Here is a 17,860-nt window from a genome sequence, read left to right on the forward strand (position 1 = left end):
CAGCAACGGGGCGCTTCGCGTCGCCGCCGAGCGGAGCGAGGTGGTGGCGTGAACGGGCCCTTCGCCTTCACTCTCGGCCTGGGCGACGACGCGCTGGTCGCCGCCCAGCGGCTGGCCGAGTGGGCGACCCGCGCGCCGGAGATGGAAGAGGACATCGCGCTCGCCAACATCGCCCTCGACCAGCTCGGCGCGGCCCGGCTGCTGCTGTCGTACGCGGGTGAGCTGGAAGCCGCGGGTCGGGACGAGGACGCGCTCGCGTACCTGCGCGACGACCGCGAGTTCCGCAACGTGCTCCTGGTCGAGCTGCCCAACGGCGACTTCGCGGTGACCATGGCGAAGCTGTTCTTCCTGGCGGCGTACCAGGTGCCGCTCTACACCGCGCTCGCCGGCTGCGCGGACGAGCGGTTGGCCGCGATCGGCGCGAAGGCGCGCAAGGAGTCCGCGTACCACCTGGACCACGGCGCGCTGTGGGTGAGGCGGCTCGGTGACGGCACCGAGGAGTCGCACCGCCGGATGCAGGAGGCCGTGGACCACGTCTGGCCGTACACCCATGAGCTTTTCGGGGCGGACCCGGCGGCGCCGGTCGATCCGGCGGGTCTGTGGCCGGCGTTCGACGAGGTCGTCGGTCCGGTGTTGGCCGAGGCGACGCTCACCCGTCCCGAGCGCGGCTGGGCGCCGACCGGCGGGCGGGCCGGTGTACACACCGAGCACCTGTCCTACCTGCTGGCCGAGATGCAGGTGCTGCACCGCGCCCACCCGGGGGCGCAGTGGTGAGCGCGGGAGCGACCGCACAGCGGAGTCGGACCGACGCGTGGACGGCGGCGGCGAGCGTGGTGGACCCGGAGATCCGGGTGATCACCATCGACGAGCTGGGGATCCTCCGCGAGGTCGAGCAGGACCGGATCACCGGTCGGGTCGTCGTCACCATCACCCCGACCTACACCGGCTGCCCCGCCATGGACGTGATCCGGGCCGACGTGCGCCGTGCCCTGGCGAAGGCCGGTTACCCGGACGTCGACGTGCGAACGGTCTACAGCCCACCGTGGAGCACCGACTGGATCTCCGACACCGGGCGGGCCAAGCTCGCGTCCGCCGGGATCGCCCCGCCCGCCCCGGCGTCCGCCCCGGGCGTGGTGGCGCTGACCCTCGCGGTCCGCTGCCCGCTCTGCGGCTCCCCGGAGACCGAGCAGGTCAGCCGGTTCGGCTCGACCGCCTGCAAGGCGTTGTGGCGCTGCCGCTCCTGCTCCGAACCCTTCGACCACCTGAAGGCGCTGTGACAGTCACCATCTCCCGGCCGGTCCGTCGTCGGCCGGCCTTCCACCCACTGTCGGTCGCGGCCGTCGACCGGCTCACCGACGACTCCGTGGCGGTCACCTTCGCCGTACCCGAGGAGTTGCGGGAGACCTTCGCCTTCCAGGCGGGGCAGCACCTGACGGTGCGGCGGGTGACCGACGACGGCGAGGACGTGCGCCGGTCGTACTCCATCTGCTCCACCCCCGACGACCTGGGCCGGCGCGGGCGGCTGCGGATCGGGGTGCGGGAGGTTCCCGGCGGCGCCTTCTCGGCCTTCGCGTGCGGCGCGCTGCGCGGCGGCGACACGGTCGAGGTGCTGCCCCCGCTGGGCGCCTTCACCACGGCGTTCGCGCCGGACCGGGTCCGCCACTACGGCGCGGTCGTCGCCGGCTCCGGCATCACGCCGGTGCTCGGGCTGGTCGCGACGGCCCTGGCCGTCGAGCCGGCCAGCACCTTCACCCTGGTGTACGGCAACCGCACGGCGAACACCGTGATGTTCGCCGAGGAGTTGGCCGACCTGAAGGACCGGTTCCCGTCCCGGCTGCACCTGGTGCACGTGCTGTCCCGGGAGCAGGGCGAGTCGCCGTTGCTGTCCGGACGGATCGACGCCGAACGGTTGGGGCGCCTGCTGGGCACCATTGTCCCGGGCGAGCTGATCGAGGAGTGGTTCCTCTGCGGGCCGTACGGCATGGTGGTCGACGCCCGGGAGGTGCTGGCCGCGCGGGGTCTGCCGGAGTCGGCCGTGCACACCGAGCTGTTCCACGTCGACGCGCCGCCCGAGCCGGTGGCGCGTCCCACCGAGCAGCCGGGCGTCGGGACGGACGTCACCATCGTCCTGGACGGCCGCTCGTCGAGTTTCACCATGGGCCGGGAGCAGCGGGTGCTGGACGCCGCGTTGAAGGTGCGCGGCGAACTGCCGTACGCCTGCAAGGGCGGTGTCTGCTCGACCTGCAAGGCGAAGGTCGTCGACGGGTCGGTCACGATGGCCCGCAACTACGCCCTGGAGCCGGACGAGGTGGCCGCCGGCTATGTGCTGACCTGCCAGTCCAGCCCGACCACCGACAAGCTCACGGTCGACTACGACGCATGACCGACGACCGGCAGTTCGTGCAACGGTTCGCCGAGGTGACCGGGGGCCAGCGTCCGACCGGTCTCGTGGAGGGGTGGGAGCAGGTCGTCGAGTTCTGCGAGGAGGGCTACGACGACATCCTCGACGAGTACTGGTTCGACCTGAGCATCCGGCACACCATCGACAGGGTGCTGACCGACGAACGGTTGTTCGGCTTTCCGCAGATGGGGTGGGTTCGGGAGCGGGTCGCGGCGGCGGACGAGCGGTTCCGGGCGGTGCTCTCCGAGCAGCGGATGCCGGCGCAGCGTGAAGGGCCGTGGTGGGAGGCGTACGTGCCGGCGTGGGCGGGCCCGGTGCTCGCCGCAGAGTTGCGGGACACCTACGACATACGCATCGAGGTACGCGAGAGCTGACCGGCTGTGGGACGTGCCGCACCTCGACGGGGCCTGGCGGTCGAGCCGGGTGAGGCGACGTAGGCTCGGGGTTGTGACGGTGAGCCGGGAGATCGACGACATCCTGCAGCGTGGCGCGGACGGCGGGCGGATCACGCCCGAGGAAGCCCTGCTGCTCTACACCGAGGCGCCCTTCCACGCGTTGGGCGAGGCGGCGGACGCGGTGCGCCGGCGGCGCTATCCGGACAACGTCGTCACCTACCTGATCGATCGCAACATCAACTACACGAACGTCTGCGTGACGGCGTGCAAGTTCTGCGCGTTCTACCGCGCGCCGAAGCACGCCGAGGGGTGGACGCACCCGACCGAGGAGATCCTGCGTCGCTGTGGCGAGGCGGTCGAGCTGGGCGCGACCCAGGTGATGCTCCAGGGCGGGCACCACCCGGACTACGGCGTCGAGTACTACGAGGAGCTGTTCTCCTCGGTCAAGCAGGCGTACCCGCAGTTGGTCATCCACTCGATCGGGCCGAGCGAGATCCTGCACATGGCCAAGGTCTCCGGCGTCAGCCTGGACGAGGCCATCGCCCGCATCAAGGCCGCCGGCCTCGACTCGATCGCCGGCGCCGGCGCGGAGATGCTGCCCGAGCGCCCGCGCCGGGCCATCGCCCCGCTCAAGGAGTCGGGCGAGCGCTGGCTGGAGGTCATGGAGCTGGCCCACCGGCAGGGTGTCGAGTCGACCGCGACCATGATGATGGGCACCGGCGAGACGCACGCCGAGCGGATCGAGCACCTGCGGATGATCCGCGACGTGCAGGACCGTACGGGCGGGTTCCGGTCGTTCATCCCGTGGACGTACCAGCCGGAGAACAACCACCTCAAGGGTCGTACGCAGGCGACCACGCTCGAGTACCTGCGGCTGGTCGCGGTGGCCCGGCTCTTCTTCGAGACCGTGCCGCACCTGCAGGCGTCCTGGCTGACCACCGGCAAGGACGTCGGGCAGCTCGCCCTGCACATGGGCGTGGACGACCTCGGCTCGATCATGCTGGAGGAGAACGTGATCTCCTCCGCCGGCGCCCGGCACCGCTCCAACCTGCACGAGCTGATCGGCATGATCCGCTCTGCCGACCGGATCCCGGCGCAGCGCGACACCCTCTACAACCGGCTGGCGGTGCACCACACGCCGGCCGACGACCCGACCGACGAGCGGGTGGTCTCGCACTTCTCGTCGATCGCGCTGCCCGGCGGCGGCGCGGGCCGGTCGCTGCCGCTCGTCGAGGTCAACTGAGGTACGTCGCGGCCGGCCGTTCGGCTGACCGGGGATCCTGCTTCCGCTTGCGTCCACTCGGCGGTACGGGTCCTCCCGGTCGGCTCGCCGGCGCATAGCCCGGTGCGGGTCTGGTGGAGATGATCGTCGGCGGATAGCGTGCGGCCGTCTGCCTGAGGCGCGTCCTCCATCGGCCCATGAGGGTCGTTCACATAACGCACGGCGGTACGGGCGGGATGGGTGACCATCCCGCCCGATCCGTGTGCCGGGTCCAGGCCGGACGGTTGAAAACCCGCCGCCACGCTGGCGTGGGAGATCGACCTCCGATAACGTCCGCTCGTTCGGCGCAACCGATCCTATTTTCTTCCCTACCCCCGGGGGACTGATGACAGCGTTCCACCGCTCGGCCCTGGTTCGTGCCGGCGTCGTGGCCCTGCTCGCGGCCGGTGGCGTGGCCACCGTCGCCGCCCCGGCGCACGCCGCCGACCAGGCCGACCTGGCCCTGGTGCCGCTCAGCTACGAGCTGGCTCAGGGCGTCAAGGCGGCCAAGGCCAAGCCGTTCAAGTTCCAGGTCGACAACACCCGAAGCGCGGTCGACGCCAAGGACGTCCGGGTCACCGTGGAGACGAAGGGCCTGAAGAACCGCAAGGTCGGCGTCCTCGCGCCGGACGGCTGTGACCTCAAGGGCACGACCTTCACCTGCCTGCTCGGCGACCTGGCCGCCGGCACCACGGAGGACTTCGGTATTCCGATCTTCTCGACCGGCGGTCGCGGCGACGCCGGCACGCTGGTGGTCAGCATCAGCTCGGCCACCGCCGACCCGAACCCGCGGGACAACAAGGTGCGGCACGACATCACCGTCGCCAAGCCGGGTTACGACCTGACCACCTGGGTGCAGGACGTCTACGCCGACGTGACGGTGGACGGCGACGAGGCGGGCGAGTCCGGCCTCAAGCCGGTCAAGCGGGGCGACACCGCGCCGCTGGACTGGGCGGTCTACAACGACGGCAGCAAGAAGGCGACCGGCGTGGCGTACGGGATCACGCTGCCGGCCGGCGTCACCTTCGCCAAGCTGCCGGAGGGCTGCGTCGAGCAGCCGCTGGGCGGCTTCGCCAACGCCTACTGCGAGGACAGTGGCGTCGTGCTGAAGCCCGGGCAGTTCTACACGGCCGACGTCCGGGTGAAGGTCGGCGAGGACGTCACCGAGTCGGTGCTCCGGCCCGGGTTCGTCTGGGCCGCCGGTCTCGAGGCCACCCAGGGCAGCCCCGAGGAGGCGCCGCGGGACGCCTCCGGCGCGCAGCGCCGGGCGTTCACCGAGACCGACGAGGTGGACAACACCGCGCAGTTCGACGTGTTCGTCGACCTCAGCGCGCAGCCGACCCCGACGCCGACCGCGACCCCGACGCCGACCGCGACTCCGACTCCGGGCGGCACGACGACGCCGGGCACGAGCACGTCGCCGACCACCGGCGGCGGTGGCTCCGGTGGCGGCGGGTTGCCGGTCACCGGTGTGCAGGCCGGCCTGATCGGCGGCATCGGTGGTCTGATCCTGCTCGTCGGCGGGGCGCTGCTGGTGCTCTCCCGCCGCCGCAAGGTCGTCATGGTCGCTCCCGGCGACGAGACGTCGACCGACTGACCCGCAGGCGCGACGCGAGGGCGGGGTGGGCGACCACCCCGCCCTCGCGCATATCGGCGGCGCCGACCACCGTGGGGTACGCGGACCCAGCGGCCGAGGGCTCGCGCGGGGCTGGCAGAGTGGACGGGGTGAGCCGTACCCCGCAGGGCCAGCGCGCCAGTCTCGACAAGCAACCGCACGAGGTCGCCGCGATGTTCGACGGCGTGGCCGAGCGCTACGACCTGACCAACACCGTGCTCGCCTTCGGGCAGGACCGCTCCTGGCGGCGGGCCACCCGCGCGGCCCTGGGGCTGCGACCGGGTGAGCGGGTGCTGGACGTGGGAGCGGGCACCGGTGTGTCGACCCGCGAGCTGGCCCAGTCCGGGGCGTACGCGGTGGGGGCGGACCTGTCGCTGGGCATGCTCCAGGTCGGCAAGCGGGTGCGTCCCGAGGTGCCGTTGCTGGCCGGTGACGCGCTGCGGCTGCCGTTCGCCGACGCGAGCTTCGACGCGGTGACCATCTCCTTCGCCCTGCGGAACGTCAACGACACCGACGCGGCGCTGCGCGAGCTGGCCCGGGTCACCCGGCCGGGTGGTCGACTGGTGGTGTGCGAGTTCAGCACCCCGATCAACCCGGTCTTCCGGACGGTGTACCTGTCGTACCTGATGCGATCGCTGCCGGTGGTGGCCCGCGCGGTGTCGAGCAACCCCGACGCGTACGTCTATCTGGCCGAGTCGGTGCGGGCGTGGCCGGACCAGGCGGCGCTGGCCGGGCGGGTGGCCGCGGCGGGGTGGGGTCGGGTGGGATGGCGCAACCTGACCGGCGGTGTGGTCGCGCTGCACCGGGCTGTCCGCGCGTAGCCCGGCGACACGTCCGGACGTAGCCCGGCGAGACGTCCGCGCGTAGCACGCGAGATGCTTGCGCGTTTCAGGAATATCCGACTTTAGTCCACTTTGCGCCGTACGCTCGTCCGCATGACCGGAGCAGACCCGGCGAGCCCGGTGGCCGCCACCGACGACGACGCGGCCGAACTCATCACGCAGTTGCGCGCGCTGGCCGGCGCGGACCCGACGGACGTCCGGCAGGTGGTCGCCGAGGTGCTGGCCGCCCTGGACCGGGCGGCGGGCGGCGCGCTGCGGGAGCATCTGCCGGAGACGATCCGGGTCGACGCCGGCCTGGACGCGCCCAGCCCGGCCTGACAGTCGGCTGCTGTGGACGGTCGTCGGCTGTCACATCGGCGAGTTAGGTACCCCTGATCCTGCGCAGGTATGACGCCGGTCATACACTCGTCCCGTCTGGCTTGTGAAGCATTTCACGAGCGTGCGGGAGGAGGCGCGAATGACCGCGGTGGAACACGACGCCGATGTCATCGTCGTTGGCGCCGGTCCCGGTGGATCGGCGACTGCGTACCACCTGGCCCGGCACGGCGTACGGGTTCTGGTGTTGGAGAAGACCGAGTTCCCCCGGGAGAAGGTCTGCGGCGACGGGTTGACCCCGCGCGCGGTGCGCCAGCTCATCCGGATGGGCGTGGACACCTCGCCCGAGGCCGGCTGGCTGCACAACAAGGGCCTGCGGGTGATCGGCGGCGGCGTACGCCTGGAACTGGACTGGCCGGAGCTGGCCAGCTTCCCGAACTACGGGCTGGTCCGTACCCGGCTGGACTTCGACGACCTGCTCGCCCAGCGCGCGGTCGCGGCCGGCGCCAAACTGCGGACCAACGTCAACGTGTTGGGCCCGGTGCTCGACGACGACGGCCGGGTGACCGGCGTGCAGGCGGAGGTGGGGCCCGGCAAGGAGCCCGCCACCTTCCACGCCCCGCTGGTCGTGGCCGCCGACGGCGTCTCCGGTCGGTTCCCGCTCGCGCTCGGGCTCGCCAAGCGGGAGGACCGGCCGATCGGCGTGGCCGTCCGCCGCTACTACCACTCGCCGGCCAAGCACGACGACGACTACCTGGAGTCGTGGTTGGAGCTGCGCAGCAAGGACAGCGGCGACAACCTGCTGCCCGGGTACGGCTGGATCTTCGGGCTCGGCGACGGGCGGGTCAACGTCGGCCTCGGCGTGCTCAACTCGTCGTCCGCGTTCGGCAAGACCAACTACCGCAGGCTGCTCACCGACTGGCTGGCCAACACCCCCGCCGAGTGGGGGATGACCGACGAGACCAACGCGGACGGCCCGATCCTCGGCGCCGCCCTGCCGATGGGCTTCAACCGGGTGCCGCACTACACCCGTGGCGTCCTGCTGGTCGGCGACTCCGGCGGCATGGTCAACCCGTTCAACGGTGAGGGCATCGCGTACGCCATGGAGTCCGGCGAGCTGGCCGCGGAGGTGGCGGTGCAGGCCCTCGCGCGTCCGGCCGGGCCGGAGCGGGAGCGGGCGCTCCTGGCGTACCCGAACGAGCTGAAGGCCCGCCTCGGCGGTTACTACCGCCTCGGTGGCATCTTCGTGAAACTGATCGGCCGTCCGGAGATCATGCGGATCGCCACCAAACACGGCATGCCCCATCCGACGCTGATGCGTTTCGTCCTCAAGTTGCTGGCCAACCTGACCGACCCCCGGGGTGGGGACGCGATGGACCGGGTCATCAATGCGATGACGAAGGCGGCGCCAGCCGTCTAGTTGGGACGGCATCGGTGCTGGTCACAGCCTCGGAGCCGACAAAGATCGACCCCCGCCGGCAGCCACCGCGAGGGACGTGAATAGTGTGATTTTCGTCAAGCACTGACGGCAGGGAAGGACGAGCAGGAGAAAACGATGTCGCTCTCGCCTTACGCACCGATCATCGGGCTGTTCGCCCTCGCCGCGGCGTTCTCGCTGTTCTCCGTCGGCGCCGCCCGCTTCGCCGGTCCCCGTCGCTACAACAAGGCCAAACTCGAGGCGTACGAGTGCGGCATCGAGCCCAGCCCGCAGCCGGTCGGCGGCGGGCGGTTCCCGATCAAGTTCTACCTGACGGCGATGCTCTTCATCGTCTTCGACATCGAGATCATCTTCCTCTACCCCTGGGCGGTCTCGTTCGACGCTCTGCCGATCTTCGGCTTCGTGGAGATGGTCCTGTTCATCGTCGCGGTCTTCGTCGCGTACGCCTATGTGTGGCGGCGCGGCGGCCTGGACTGGGACTGAGGAAGGAACGTCAGATGGGCATCGAGGAGAAGCTCCCCGCCGGCGTCCTGCTCACCTCGGTGGAGAAGCTGGTCAACTGGTCCCGGAAGTCGTCCGTGTGGGGCGCGACCTTCGGCCTGGCCTGCTGCGCCATCGAGATGATGGCCGCCGGTGGTCCGCACTACGACATGGGCCGCTGGGGCATGGAGGTCTTCCGGGCCTCGCCCCGGCAGGCCGACCTGATGATCGTGGCCGGCCGGGTCAGCCAGAAGATGGCACCGGTGCTGCGCCAGATCTACGACCAGATGGCCGAGCCCCGCTGGGTGCTCTCGATGGGCGTCTGCGCCAGCAGCGGCGGCATGTTCAACAACTACGCCATCGTGCAGGGCGTCGACCACGTCGTACCGGTCGACATGTACCTGCCCGGCTGCCCGCCCCGGCCGGAGATGCTCATCGACGCGATCCTCAAGCTCCGCGAGAAGATCATGTACGAGCCGCTGGGCCCGAACGGTCGCAAGATGCTGGCGGCCCGCCAGGAGCGCGGCGACGTTCCGGTCGTGCCGTACGGCTCGATGCCGTCCTCCTACCGCAACGACAAGGCCCGGCGCGCCGAGTGGACCCAGGCGGTCCGCGAGGGGCGCGAGGAGCAGTTGCGGATCGAGAACTGGATGAACGCCCAGAACCATCTCCACCCGCAGGCAGGCCCGAAATGACGTCTCCCACGGACAAGACCAACGACGGCGGGGTGCCGGTGCCGGTGACGCCGCCCGGCGCGAGCGGCACCGCCCCGGCCGAGTACCCGCCGGCCAGCCCGGCGGGTCGCGGGATGTTCGGCAACCAGGGCACGGGTGACGTGTCCGGCTACGGCGGCCTGGTCCGCCCGCGCCAGCCGATCGAGGAGGCCGCCCGGCCGTACGGCGGGTACTTCGACGAGGTCCGCGACGCGCTGGAAGAGGCGTACCCGGCCTTCGGGGACGCGATCGAGAAGGTGGTCGTCGACCGGGGCGAACTGACCCTGCACGTACGCCCGGAGCGGATCGCCGAGGTCTGCCAGGTGCTGCGCGACGACATGGCGCTGCGGTTCGAGCTGTGCTCCTCGGTGTCCGGGGTGGACTACCTCGGCGCCGACGAGCGCCGGCTGCACGCGGTCTACCTGCTCACCTCGATGACGTACCGGCGTCGGATCCGGCTGGAAGCCGCGGTCCCGGCCGAGTCTCCGCACCTGCCCAGCGTCACCGCCGTCTACCCGACGGCCGACTGGCAGGAGCGGGAGGCGTACGACATGTTCGGCATCGTCTTCGACGGCCACCCCAACCTGACCCGGATCCTCATGCCGGACGACTGGGAGGGCCACCCGCAGCGCAAGGACTACCCGCTCGGTGGCGTGCCCGTCGAGTACAAGGGCGCCGAGATTCCGCCGCCGGACCGGAGGAGGTCCTACCAGTGACCACGTCGAACTACGCGACCGAACGCGAGACCACCGAGGGCAGGGTCTTCACCGTCACCGGTGGGGACTGGGACACGGTCGTGTCGGGCACCGACCCGATCAACGACGAGCGCATCGTGGTCAACATGGGTCCGCAGCACCCGTCGACCCACGGGGTGCTCCGACTGATCCTCGAGCTGGAGGGCGAGACGGTCCGCGAGGCCCGCTCGGTCGTCGGCTACCTGCACACGGGTATCGAGAAGAACCTCGAGTACCGCAACTGGGTGCAGGGTTCGACGTTCGTGACCCGGATGGACTACCTCTCCCCGATCTTCAACGAGACGGCGTACGCCCTCGCGGTGGAGAAGCTGCTCGGCATCACCGACGACGTGACCGAGCGCGCCACCACCATCCGCGTGCTGATGATGGAGCTCAACCGGATCTCGTCGCACCTGGTCTGGCTGGCCACCACCGGCATGGAGCTGGGCGCCATCTCGATCATGCTGTACGGCTTCCGCGAACGGGAGTACATCCTCGACATCTTCGAGACCATCACCGGCCTGCGGATGAACCACGCGTACGTCCGGCCGGGCGGTGTGGCGCAGGACGTGCCGGACGACGCGATCCGCAAGATCCGCGACTTCCTGAAGATGATGCCGAAGAAGCTCAAGGAGTACGAGGACCTGCTCTCCGGCCAGCCCATCTGGACCGAGCGGACGAAGAACGTCGCGGTGCTGGACGTGACCGGCTGCGTGGCGCTCGGCATCACCGGTCCGGTGCTGCGCTCGGCCGGGCTCGCCTGGGACCTGCGCAAGACCATGCCGTACTGCGGTTACGAGACGTACGAGTTCGACGTGCCGACCCACCCCGACGGCGACGTGTGGGGCCGCTACCAGGTCCGGCTCGCCGAGATCCGTGAGTCGATGAAGCTGGTCGAGCAGGCGCTGGACCGGCTGCGCCCGGGCCCGGTGATGGTCGCCGACCGCAAGATCGCGTGGCCCGCGCAGCTCGCCATCGGCGTGGACGGCATGGGCAACTCGCTGGAGCACGTCGCGAAGATCATGGGTCAGTCGATGGAGTCGCTGATCCACCACTTCAAGCTGGTCACCGAGGGCTTCCGGGTCCCACCCGGCCAGGTGTACGTCGGCATCGAGTCGCCGCGCGGCGAGCTGGGCGTGCACGCCGTCTCCGACGGTGGCACCCGGCCCTACCGGGTGCACTACCGGGAGCCGAGCTTCGTCAACCTCCAGGCCCTCCCGGCGATGGCCGAGGGTGGCCTGATCGCCGACGTGATCGCCGGCGGCGCCTCGCTGGATCCCGTGATGGGTGGTTGTGACCGATGACGACGACGTTCACTGACGAGACGCGGGAGCGGGCACGCGAGATCATCGCCCGCTACCCGGCGGACCGGTCCCGCTCGGCCCTGCTGCCGCTGCTACACCTGGTCCAGTCCGAGGAGGGGTACGTCTCTCCGGCCGGCGTGACGTTCTGCGCCGAGGTGCTCGGGCTGAACAAGGCCCAGGTCGGCGCGGTCGCCACCTTCTACACCATGTACAAGCGCAAGCCCACCGGCGACTTCCTGGTCAGCGTCTGCACCAACACGATGTGCAACGTGCTGGGCGGCCAGGAGGTCTACGACACCCTCTCCGAGCACCTGGGTGTCGGGCACGACGAGACGACCGCCGACGGCACCGTCACGTTGGAGCACGCCGAGTGCCTGGCGGCCTGCGACTACGGCCCGGTGATGACGGTCAACTACGACTTCTTCGACGGCGTGGACCCGTCCACGGCGGTCGGTGTGGTCGACGAGCTGCGCGCGGGCGGCCGGCCGATGCCGACGCGCGGCGCGCGGCTGTGCACGCTGAAGGAGATGGCGGTGCAGCTCGCCGGATTCGCCGACGAGCGCGACGGCGCGGTCGCCGACGGCGGGCCGGGCGAGCCGACCCTGCGGGGTCTGCGGTTGGCGCAGGAGCACGGCGTCTCGGTGCCGGGCTTCGACCCGAACACCCCGATCCGCAGCAAGGCCGAGGCCGACAAGGCAGCCGCCGAGGCGAAGGCGAAGGCGGAGGCCGCCAAGCCGGCACCCGTCGAGGCCAGCACCGCGCCGGTCAAGGGCGGCGACGGAGCGGCCACCCCGGCTGCGGCCCCCGCCACCCCGGTCACCAGCGGCGACGGCGCGGCCACCCCCACGGGTACGGCCGGCACCGCCGAGCGGGTCGAGCCGGCGGCGGCCACCGGCAGCACCGCACCGGACGTGAAGGCGCCGGACGACAAGTCGCCGCAGGTGCGTACCGCCGAGACCCGGCAGCCCGACGCGGAGACGGCCGTGCCGGACGCGCCCGGCACGAAGGTGCCGGCGGAGACCTCGCCGCCGGGACCGCGCGACGCGCAGGCGGCCCAGGCCGCCGGCGCGGCGGCCAACGCCCCGGCCGGCGACGGTAAGCCCGCCGGTGACTCGACCGGCGCGCAGGAGCGCAACCTCACCGAAGCGTCGGCGGACGCGGATGGCACGGACCCCGCCGCCGCGAGCGAAACGGGGGCCCACAAGTGACCACTCCCCGCCCGGAGACGCTGGCCAAGCTGACGCCGGTGCTGACCAAGCGCTGGCTGTCACCGGACGCCTGGCGGATCGGCACCTACGAGCAGCTCGACGGCTACGCCGCGCTGCGCAAGGCCCTCAAGGCCCACCCGGATGACCTGATCCAGCTGATCAAGGACTCCGGGCTGCGCGGTCGTGGCGGCGCCGGCTTCCCCACCGGTCTCAAGTGGGGCTTCATCCCGCAGGGGGACGGCAAGCCGCACTACCTGGTGGTCAACGCCGACGAGGGCGAGCCGGGCACCTGCAAGGACCTCCCGCTGATGACCCACGATCCGCACGCGCTGGTCGAAGGCGTGATCATCGCGTCGTACGCGATCCGGGCCAGCCGCGCCTACATCTACATCCGGGGCGAGGCCGTGCACGCCGCCCGGCGGCTGCGCAACGCCGTCCAGGAGGCGTACGACAAGGGCTACCTGGGTCGCAACATCATGCGCAGCGGCTTCGACCTGGAGCTGGTCGTGCACTCCGGCGCCGGGGCGTACATCTGTGGCGAGGAGACGGCGCTGCTCGACTCGCTGGAGGGGTTCCGGGGGCAGCCCCGGCTGCGCCCGCCGTTCCCGGCCACCCACGGCCTGTACGCCAGCCCGACGGTGGTGAACAACGTCGGCACCATCGCCAGCGTCCCGCCGATCGTGCTCGGCGGGGCCGACTGGTGGAAGTCCATGGGCACCGAGAAGTCCTCCGGACCGATGATCTACTCGCTCTCCGGCCGGATCGCCAACCCGGGCCAGTACGAGTGCTCGATGGGTGTCACGCTGCGGGAGCTGCTGGAACTTGCCGGCGGCATGCAGCCCGGTCACAACCTGCGGTTCTGGACCCCGGGTGGATCGTCGACCCCGCTGCTCGCCGCCGAGCACCTGGACGTGCCGCTGGACTTCGAGGGCGTGGCGGCGGCCGGCTCGATCCTGGGCACCACGGCCACGCAAATCTTCTCCGACCAGGACTGCCCGGTCTACGCGACGTACCGGTGGCTGGAGTTCTACCACCACGAGTCGTGTGGCAAGTGCACCCCGTGCCGGGAGGGCAACTACTGGATGGTCCGGGTCTACCGGCGGATCCTCTCCGGCCAGGGCACCCACGAGGACCTGGACACCCTCCTGGACACCTGCGACAACATCCTCGGCCGCTCGTTCTGCGGCCTGGGTGACGGTGCGACCAGCTCGGTGACCTCGTCGCTGAAGTACTTCAAGCAGGACTACCTCGACTACATCGAGGGTCGTAAAGCTCCCATGCTGTCGGAGAAGACCCTGGTAGGGGCGCACTGATGACCGACGTAGCCAAGCAGACCGAGACCGTCACCCTCACCATCGACGGCGTCGAGGTCACCGCCCCCAAGGGGGCGCTGCTGATCCGGGTCGCCGAGCAGATGGGCACCGAGATCCCCCGGTTCTGCGACCACCCGCTGCTGGCCCCGGCCGGCGCGTGCCGGCAGTGCCTGGTCGAGGTGGAGGGGCAACGCAAGCCGGTCGCCTCCTGCACCCAGACCGTCGCCGACGGCATGGTCGTCCGGACCCAGCTCACCTCCCCGGTCGCCCAGAAGGCGCAGGAGGGGGTGATGGAGCTGCTGCTGCTCAACCACCCGCTGGACTGCCCGATGTGTGACAAGGGCGGCGAGTGCCCCCTGCAGAACCAGGCGATGTCCACCGGCCGCACCGACTCGCGCTTCCACGAGCACAAGCGCGAGTACGAGAAGCCGATGGCGATCAGCAGCCAGGTGCTGCTGGACCGCGAGCGCTGCGTGCTCTGCCAGCGCTGCACCCGGTTCTCCGAGGAGATCGCCGGCGACAAGTTCATCGACCTGATGGGCCGGTCGTCCGCCGAGGAAATCAACATCTACCGGGACGACGCGTACGGCGAGCAGGGCGACGACGGTGACGTGCCGTTCAACTCCTACTTCTCCGGCAACACCGTGCAGATCTGCCCGGTGGGGGCGCTGACCGGCGCGCAGTACCGGTTCCGGGCCCGTCCGTTCGACCTGGTGTCCAGCCCGAGCGTCTGCGAGCACTGCTCGGCCGGCTGCGGGCAGCGCACCGACTGGCGGCGCGGCAAGGTGCTGCGCCGGCTCGCCGGTGACGAGCCGGCCGTGAACGAGGAGTGGAACTGCGACAAGGGCCGCTGGGGCTTCCAGTACACCCGGGCCGCCGACCGCCTGACCAACCCGCTGGTCCGCGACGAGCACACCGGTGAGCTGCGGGAGGCGTCCTGGAGTGAGGCGCTGACCCGGGCCGCCGAAGGGCTGCACGCGGCCCGCGAGGGCGGCCAGGGCACGGCGGTGCTCACCGGCGGTCGGCTGACCGTCGAGGACGCCTACGCGTACGCGAAGTTCGCCCGGGTCGCGCTGAACACCAACGACATCGACTTCCGGGCCCGGCCGGTCTCCCGCGAGGAGGCCGACTTCCTGGCCAGCTCGGTCGCCGGGGTCACCGACGTCACCTACACCGACGTGGAGAACGCGCCGGCCGTGGTGCTGGTGGGCCTGGAGCCGGAGGAGGAGTGCCCGATCCTCTTCCTGCGGCTGCGCAAGGCGTACCTGAAGAAGACCCTGACGGTGTACGCGCTGGCGCCGTTCGCCACCCGCGGCCTGGAGAAGCTCGGCGCCAAGCTGGCCCGGGTCGTGCCGGGCGAGGAGGCGAGCGTGCTCGCCGAGCACGCCACGGTCACCGAGGCGCTGAGCGCGCCGGGCGCGATCCTCATCGTGGGTGAGCGGCTGGCCGGTGTGCCGGGCGGGCTCTCCGCCGCGGCGGACGTGGCCCGGCGTACCGGTGCGAAGCTGGCCTGGGTGCCGCGGCGCGCGGGTGACCGCGGCGCGGTCGACGCGGGCTGCCTGCCCAACCTGCTCCCCGGGGGCCGGCTGGTCACCGAGCCGGCCGCGCGGGCCGAACTGGGCGAGGCGTGGGACATTCCGGCCGGGGTGATTCCCAGCCAGGCCGGTCGGGACACCGACGGCATCCTGGCGGCGGCGGCCAACGGACAGCTCGGCGCGCTGCTGGTCGGCGGCGTCGACCCGGCCGACCTGGCCGACCCGCGGCTGGCCGAGGCCGCGCTGGACGCGGTGCCGTTCCTGGTCAGCCTGGAACTGCGCGCCAGCGCGGTGACCCGGCGGGCCGACGTGGTGCTGCCGGTCGCCCCGGTGGTCGAGAAGGCCGGCAGCTTCCTCGACTGGGAGGGCCGGCTGCGTCCGTTCGAGGCGGTGCTGAACACCGCCGCGATGACCGACGGGCGGGTGCTCGACGCGCTGGCCGCGCTCCTCGACGTAAGCCTCGGCACCGCCGACGTGCCGAGTGTCCGCCGCGAGCTGGGCTCGCTGCCGGCCACGCGCATGTCCCGGCCGTCCGCGCCGTCGGTGTCGCCGGGCACCGTGCCGCACCCGGCCGCCGGGGAGGCCGTGCTGGCCACCTGGCACCAGCTCGTCGACAACGGCACCCTGACCGAGGGCGACGAGAACCTCGCCGGGACCGCCCGCCCGCCGGTGGTCCGGCTGGGCAAGGGCACCGCCGAGGCGCTCGGTGTCGCCGACGGTGACGCGGTCACGGTCGGCACCGACCGGGGCGCGCTGACCCTGCCGGCGGAGATCACCGAGATGCCGGACGGCGTGGTCTGGCTGCCCACGAACTCACCCGGTTCGACCGTGCGACGCAGCCTCGGGGCGACGTCCGGCACGGTCGTCCGGATCTCCGTTCCCGCATCGGGTACGGCCATCCCGGCCGGACGCGTGGCGGCCGACGAGACCATCCTCAGTTCTGGGGGTAACCAGTGAACTCGATCGTCCTGGCTCAGGACCCGACGCTTGCCGACTTCGGTCGGGATCCGTGGTGGCTGGTTCTCGGCAAGATTGTCTTCGCCTTCGCGTTCGGTCTGCTGGCCACCCTGCTCGGTGTCTGGTTCGAACGGCGCGTGGTCGGTTACATGCAGGTGCGGCCCGGCCCGAATCAGGTCGGCCCGCTCGGCCTGTTGCAGACCCTCGCCGACGGCCTGAAGATGGCCTTCAAGGAGGACATCCTCCCGAAGGCGGCCGACAAGGTCGTCTACTTCTTCGCACCGACGATCTCGGTGATCTGCGCGGTCACCGCGCTGGCGGTGGTGCCGTTCGGCCCGATGGTGAGCATCTTCGGCCACCACACGCCGTTGCAGGTCACCGACGTGCCGGTGGCCGTGCTCCTGCTGCTGGCCTGCTCCTCGATGGGCGTCTACGGCATCGTGCTGGGCGGCTGGGCCTCCGGCTCGACGTACCCGCTGCTCGGTGGTCTCCGGTCGAGCGCCCAGATGATCTCGTACGAGGTCGCGATGGGCCTGAGCATCGTGGCGGTCTTCATGACCGCCGGCACGATGAGTACCAGCGGGATCGTCGCCGCACAGGGTGACGCCACCCGGCTGACCATCTTCGGCACCGAGATCCCGGCCCCGGGCTGGTACGCGATCCTGCTGCTGCCCAGCTTCGTCATCTTCTTCATCGCCACGGTGGGTGAGACCAACCGGGCGCCGTTCGACCTGCCCGAGGCCGAGTCCGAGCTGGTCGCCGGCTTCATGACCGAGTACAGCTCGCTGAAGTTCGCGCTCTTCATGCTCAGCGAGTACGTCGCGATGGTGACCATGTCCGCGGTCACCACCACGCTGTTCCTCGGCGGCTGGCGGGCGCCCTGGCCGATCACGCTGTGGGAGGGCGCCAACTCCGGTTGGTGGCCGATGCTCTGGTTCTTCGGCAAGGTGATCGCGCTGGTCTTCGTCTTCGTGTGGCTGCGCGGCACGCTGCCCCGACTGCGCTACGACCAGTTCATGCGCTTCGGCTGGAAGGTTCTGCTGCCGATCAACCTGGTCTGGATCCTGGTCCTGTCGGGCCTGCGCTCGATCGAGGACTGGGACACCCGCGGCAAGGTCATCGCCGTGAGTATCCCGGCCGGCATCCTGCTGCTCGCCACGCTCTTCTGGCCGAGCCGGAAGCCGCAGCCGCAGCCGACCACGCAGGAGCAGGTCGACAGCCGGCCGTACGGGAGCTTCCCGCTGCCGCCGATGGATCTACAGGTACCACCGAGCCCGCGTATCACGCGCGTGGTCGCCGAGCGGGAGCCGGCCAACATCGTCGCCGGCTCGGACTCCAGGGAGGTGTGA

Annotated in this window: 17 protein-coding genes; all 17 read left to right on the forward strand. The window is 71.1% G+C overall.

The window, feature by feature from the left end; translation table 11 throughout:
* The first annotated feature begins 48 nt into the window (after positions 1-48).
* Positions 49-774, forward strand: a complete 726-nt coding sequence (gene paaC, locus AB0I89_RS10655) for a 1,2-phenylacetyl-CoA epoxidase subunit PaaC (RefSeq protein WP_357123489.1) — start codon at positions 49-51, stop codon at positions 772-774.
* Positions 771-1,277, forward strand: coding sequence for a 1,2-phenylacetyl-CoA epoxidase subunit PaaD (gene paaD / locus AB0I89_RS10660; RefSeq protein WP_357123493.1), 507 nt, complete (start codon positions 771-773; stop codon positions 1,275-1,277). Before paaC ends, paaD begins: the two co-directional genes overlap by 4 nt.
* Positions 1,274-2,383: a 1,2-phenylacetyl-CoA epoxidase subunit PaaE gene (gene paaE, locus AB0I89_RS10665; RefSeq protein ID WP_357123496.1), complete on the forward strand. Its 1,110-nt coding sequence runs from the start codon at positions 1,274-1,276 to the stop codon at positions 2,381-2,383. The genes paaD and paaE overlap by 4 nt, the downstream gene beginning before the upstream one ends.
* Positions 2,380-2,775 (forward strand): hypothetical protein, encoded by a 396-nt coding sequence (locus AB0I89_RS10670; RefSeq protein ID WP_357123499.1) that lies wholly within the window; start codon positions 2,380-2,382, stop codon positions 2,773-2,775. Before paaE ends, AB0I89_RS10670 begins: the two co-directional genes overlap by 4 nt.
* A 73-nt stretch (positions 2,776-2,848) precedes the next feature.
* The gene (gene mqnC / locus AB0I89_RS10675; RefSeq protein ID WP_357123502.1) at positions 2,849-4,039 is read left to right on the forward strand and encodes a cyclic dehypoxanthinyl futalosine synthase; all 1,191 of its coding nucleotides are present in this window, start codon (positions 2,849-2,851) and stop codon (positions 4,037-4,039) included.
* 364 nt (positions 4,040-4,403) lie between these two features.
* Entirely contained in the window at positions 4,404-5,654 is a 1,251-nt protein-coding gene (locus tag AB0I89_RS10680; protein WP_357123505.1) for an LPXTG cell wall anchor domain-containing protein, read from the forward strand.
* Positions 5,655-5,782: 128 nt separating this feature from the next.
* Positions 5,783-6,493 (forward strand): demethylmenaquinone methyltransferase, encoded by a 711-nt coding sequence (locus AB0I89_RS10685; RefSeq protein ID WP_357123508.1) that lies wholly within the window; start codon positions 5,783-5,785, stop codon positions 6,491-6,493.
* A 114-nt stretch (positions 6,494-6,607) separates the two neighbouring features.
* Positions 6,608-6,832, forward strand: coding sequence for a hypothetical protein (locus AB0I89_RS10690; protein ID WP_357123511.1), 225 nt, complete (start codon positions 6,608-6,610; stop codon positions 6,830-6,832).
* A gap of 139 nt (positions 6,833-6,971) precedes the next feature.
* Positions 6,972-8,249 carry a geranylgeranyl reductase family protein gene (locus AB0I89_RS10695; RefSeq protein ID WP_357123514.1) on the forward strand — a complete coding sequence of 426 codons (1,278 nt, stop codon included), beginning with the start codon at positions 6,972-6,974 and terminating at the stop codon, positions 8,247-8,249.
* A gap of 135 nt (positions 8,250-8,384) precedes the next feature.
* Entirely contained in the window at positions 8,385-8,750 is a 366-nt protein-coding gene (locus AB0I89_RS10700) for an NADH-quinone oxidoreductase subunit A (protein ID WP_007454588.1), read from the forward strand.
* 14 nt (positions 8,751-8,764) lie between these two features.
* The gene (locus AB0I89_RS10705; RefSeq protein WP_007454590.1) at positions 8,765-9,442 is read left to right on the forward strand and encodes an NADH-quinone oxidoreductase subunit B; all 678 of its coding nucleotides are present in this window, start codon (positions 8,765-8,767) and stop codon (positions 9,440-9,442) included.
* On the forward strand, positions 9,439-10,176 hold the full coding sequence (locus AB0I89_RS10710; protein WP_357123517.1) for an NADH-quinone oxidoreductase subunit C: 738 nt from the start codon (positions 9,439-9,441) through the stop codon (positions 10,174-10,176). Before AB0I89_RS10705 ends, AB0I89_RS10710 begins: the two co-directional genes overlap by 4 nt.
* Positions 10,173-11,498: an NADH-quinone oxidoreductase subunit D gene (locus AB0I89_RS10715; protein ID WP_357123520.1), complete on the forward strand. Its 1,326-nt coding sequence runs from the start codon at positions 10,173-10,175 to the stop codon at positions 11,496-11,498. The genes AB0I89_RS10710 and AB0I89_RS10715 overlap by 4 nt, the downstream gene beginning before the upstream one ends.
* Positions 11,495-12,706 carry an NADH-quinone oxidoreductase subunit NuoE gene (nuoE, locus tag AB0I89_RS10720; RefSeq protein WP_357123523.1) on the forward strand — a complete coding sequence of 404 codons (1,212 nt, stop codon included), beginning with the start codon at positions 11,495-11,497 and terminating at the stop codon, positions 12,704-12,706. Before AB0I89_RS10715 ends, nuoE begins: the two co-directional genes overlap by 4 nt.
* Positions 12,703-14,019 carry an NADH-quinone oxidoreductase subunit NuoF gene (gene nuoF, locus AB0I89_RS10725; protein WP_357123526.1) on the forward strand — a complete coding sequence of 439 codons (1,317 nt, stop codon included), beginning with the start codon at positions 12,703-12,705 and terminating at the stop codon, positions 14,017-14,019. The genes nuoE and nuoF overlap by 4 nt, the downstream gene beginning before the upstream one ends.
* A complete protein-coding gene (locus AB0I89_RS10730; RefSeq protein WP_357123529.1) occupies positions 14,019-16,511 on the forward strand; it encodes an NADH-quinone oxidoreductase subunit G in 2,493 nt (830 codons plus the stop codon). Before nuoF ends, AB0I89_RS10730 begins: the two co-directional genes overlap by 1 nt.
* A complete protein-coding gene (nuoH, locus tag AB0I89_RS10735) occupies positions 16,508-17,860 on the forward strand; it encodes an NADH-quinone oxidoreductase subunit NuoH (protein WP_357123532.1) in 1,353 nt (450 codons plus the stop codon). The genes AB0I89_RS10730 and nuoH overlap by 4 nt, the downstream gene beginning before the upstream one ends.

The organism is Micromonospora sp. NPDC049801 (genome assembly GCF_040656575.1).
In the GTDB taxonomy this organism is placed as follows: domain Bacteria; phylum Actinomycetota; class Actinomycetes; order Mycobacteriales; family Micromonosporaceae; genus Micromonospora.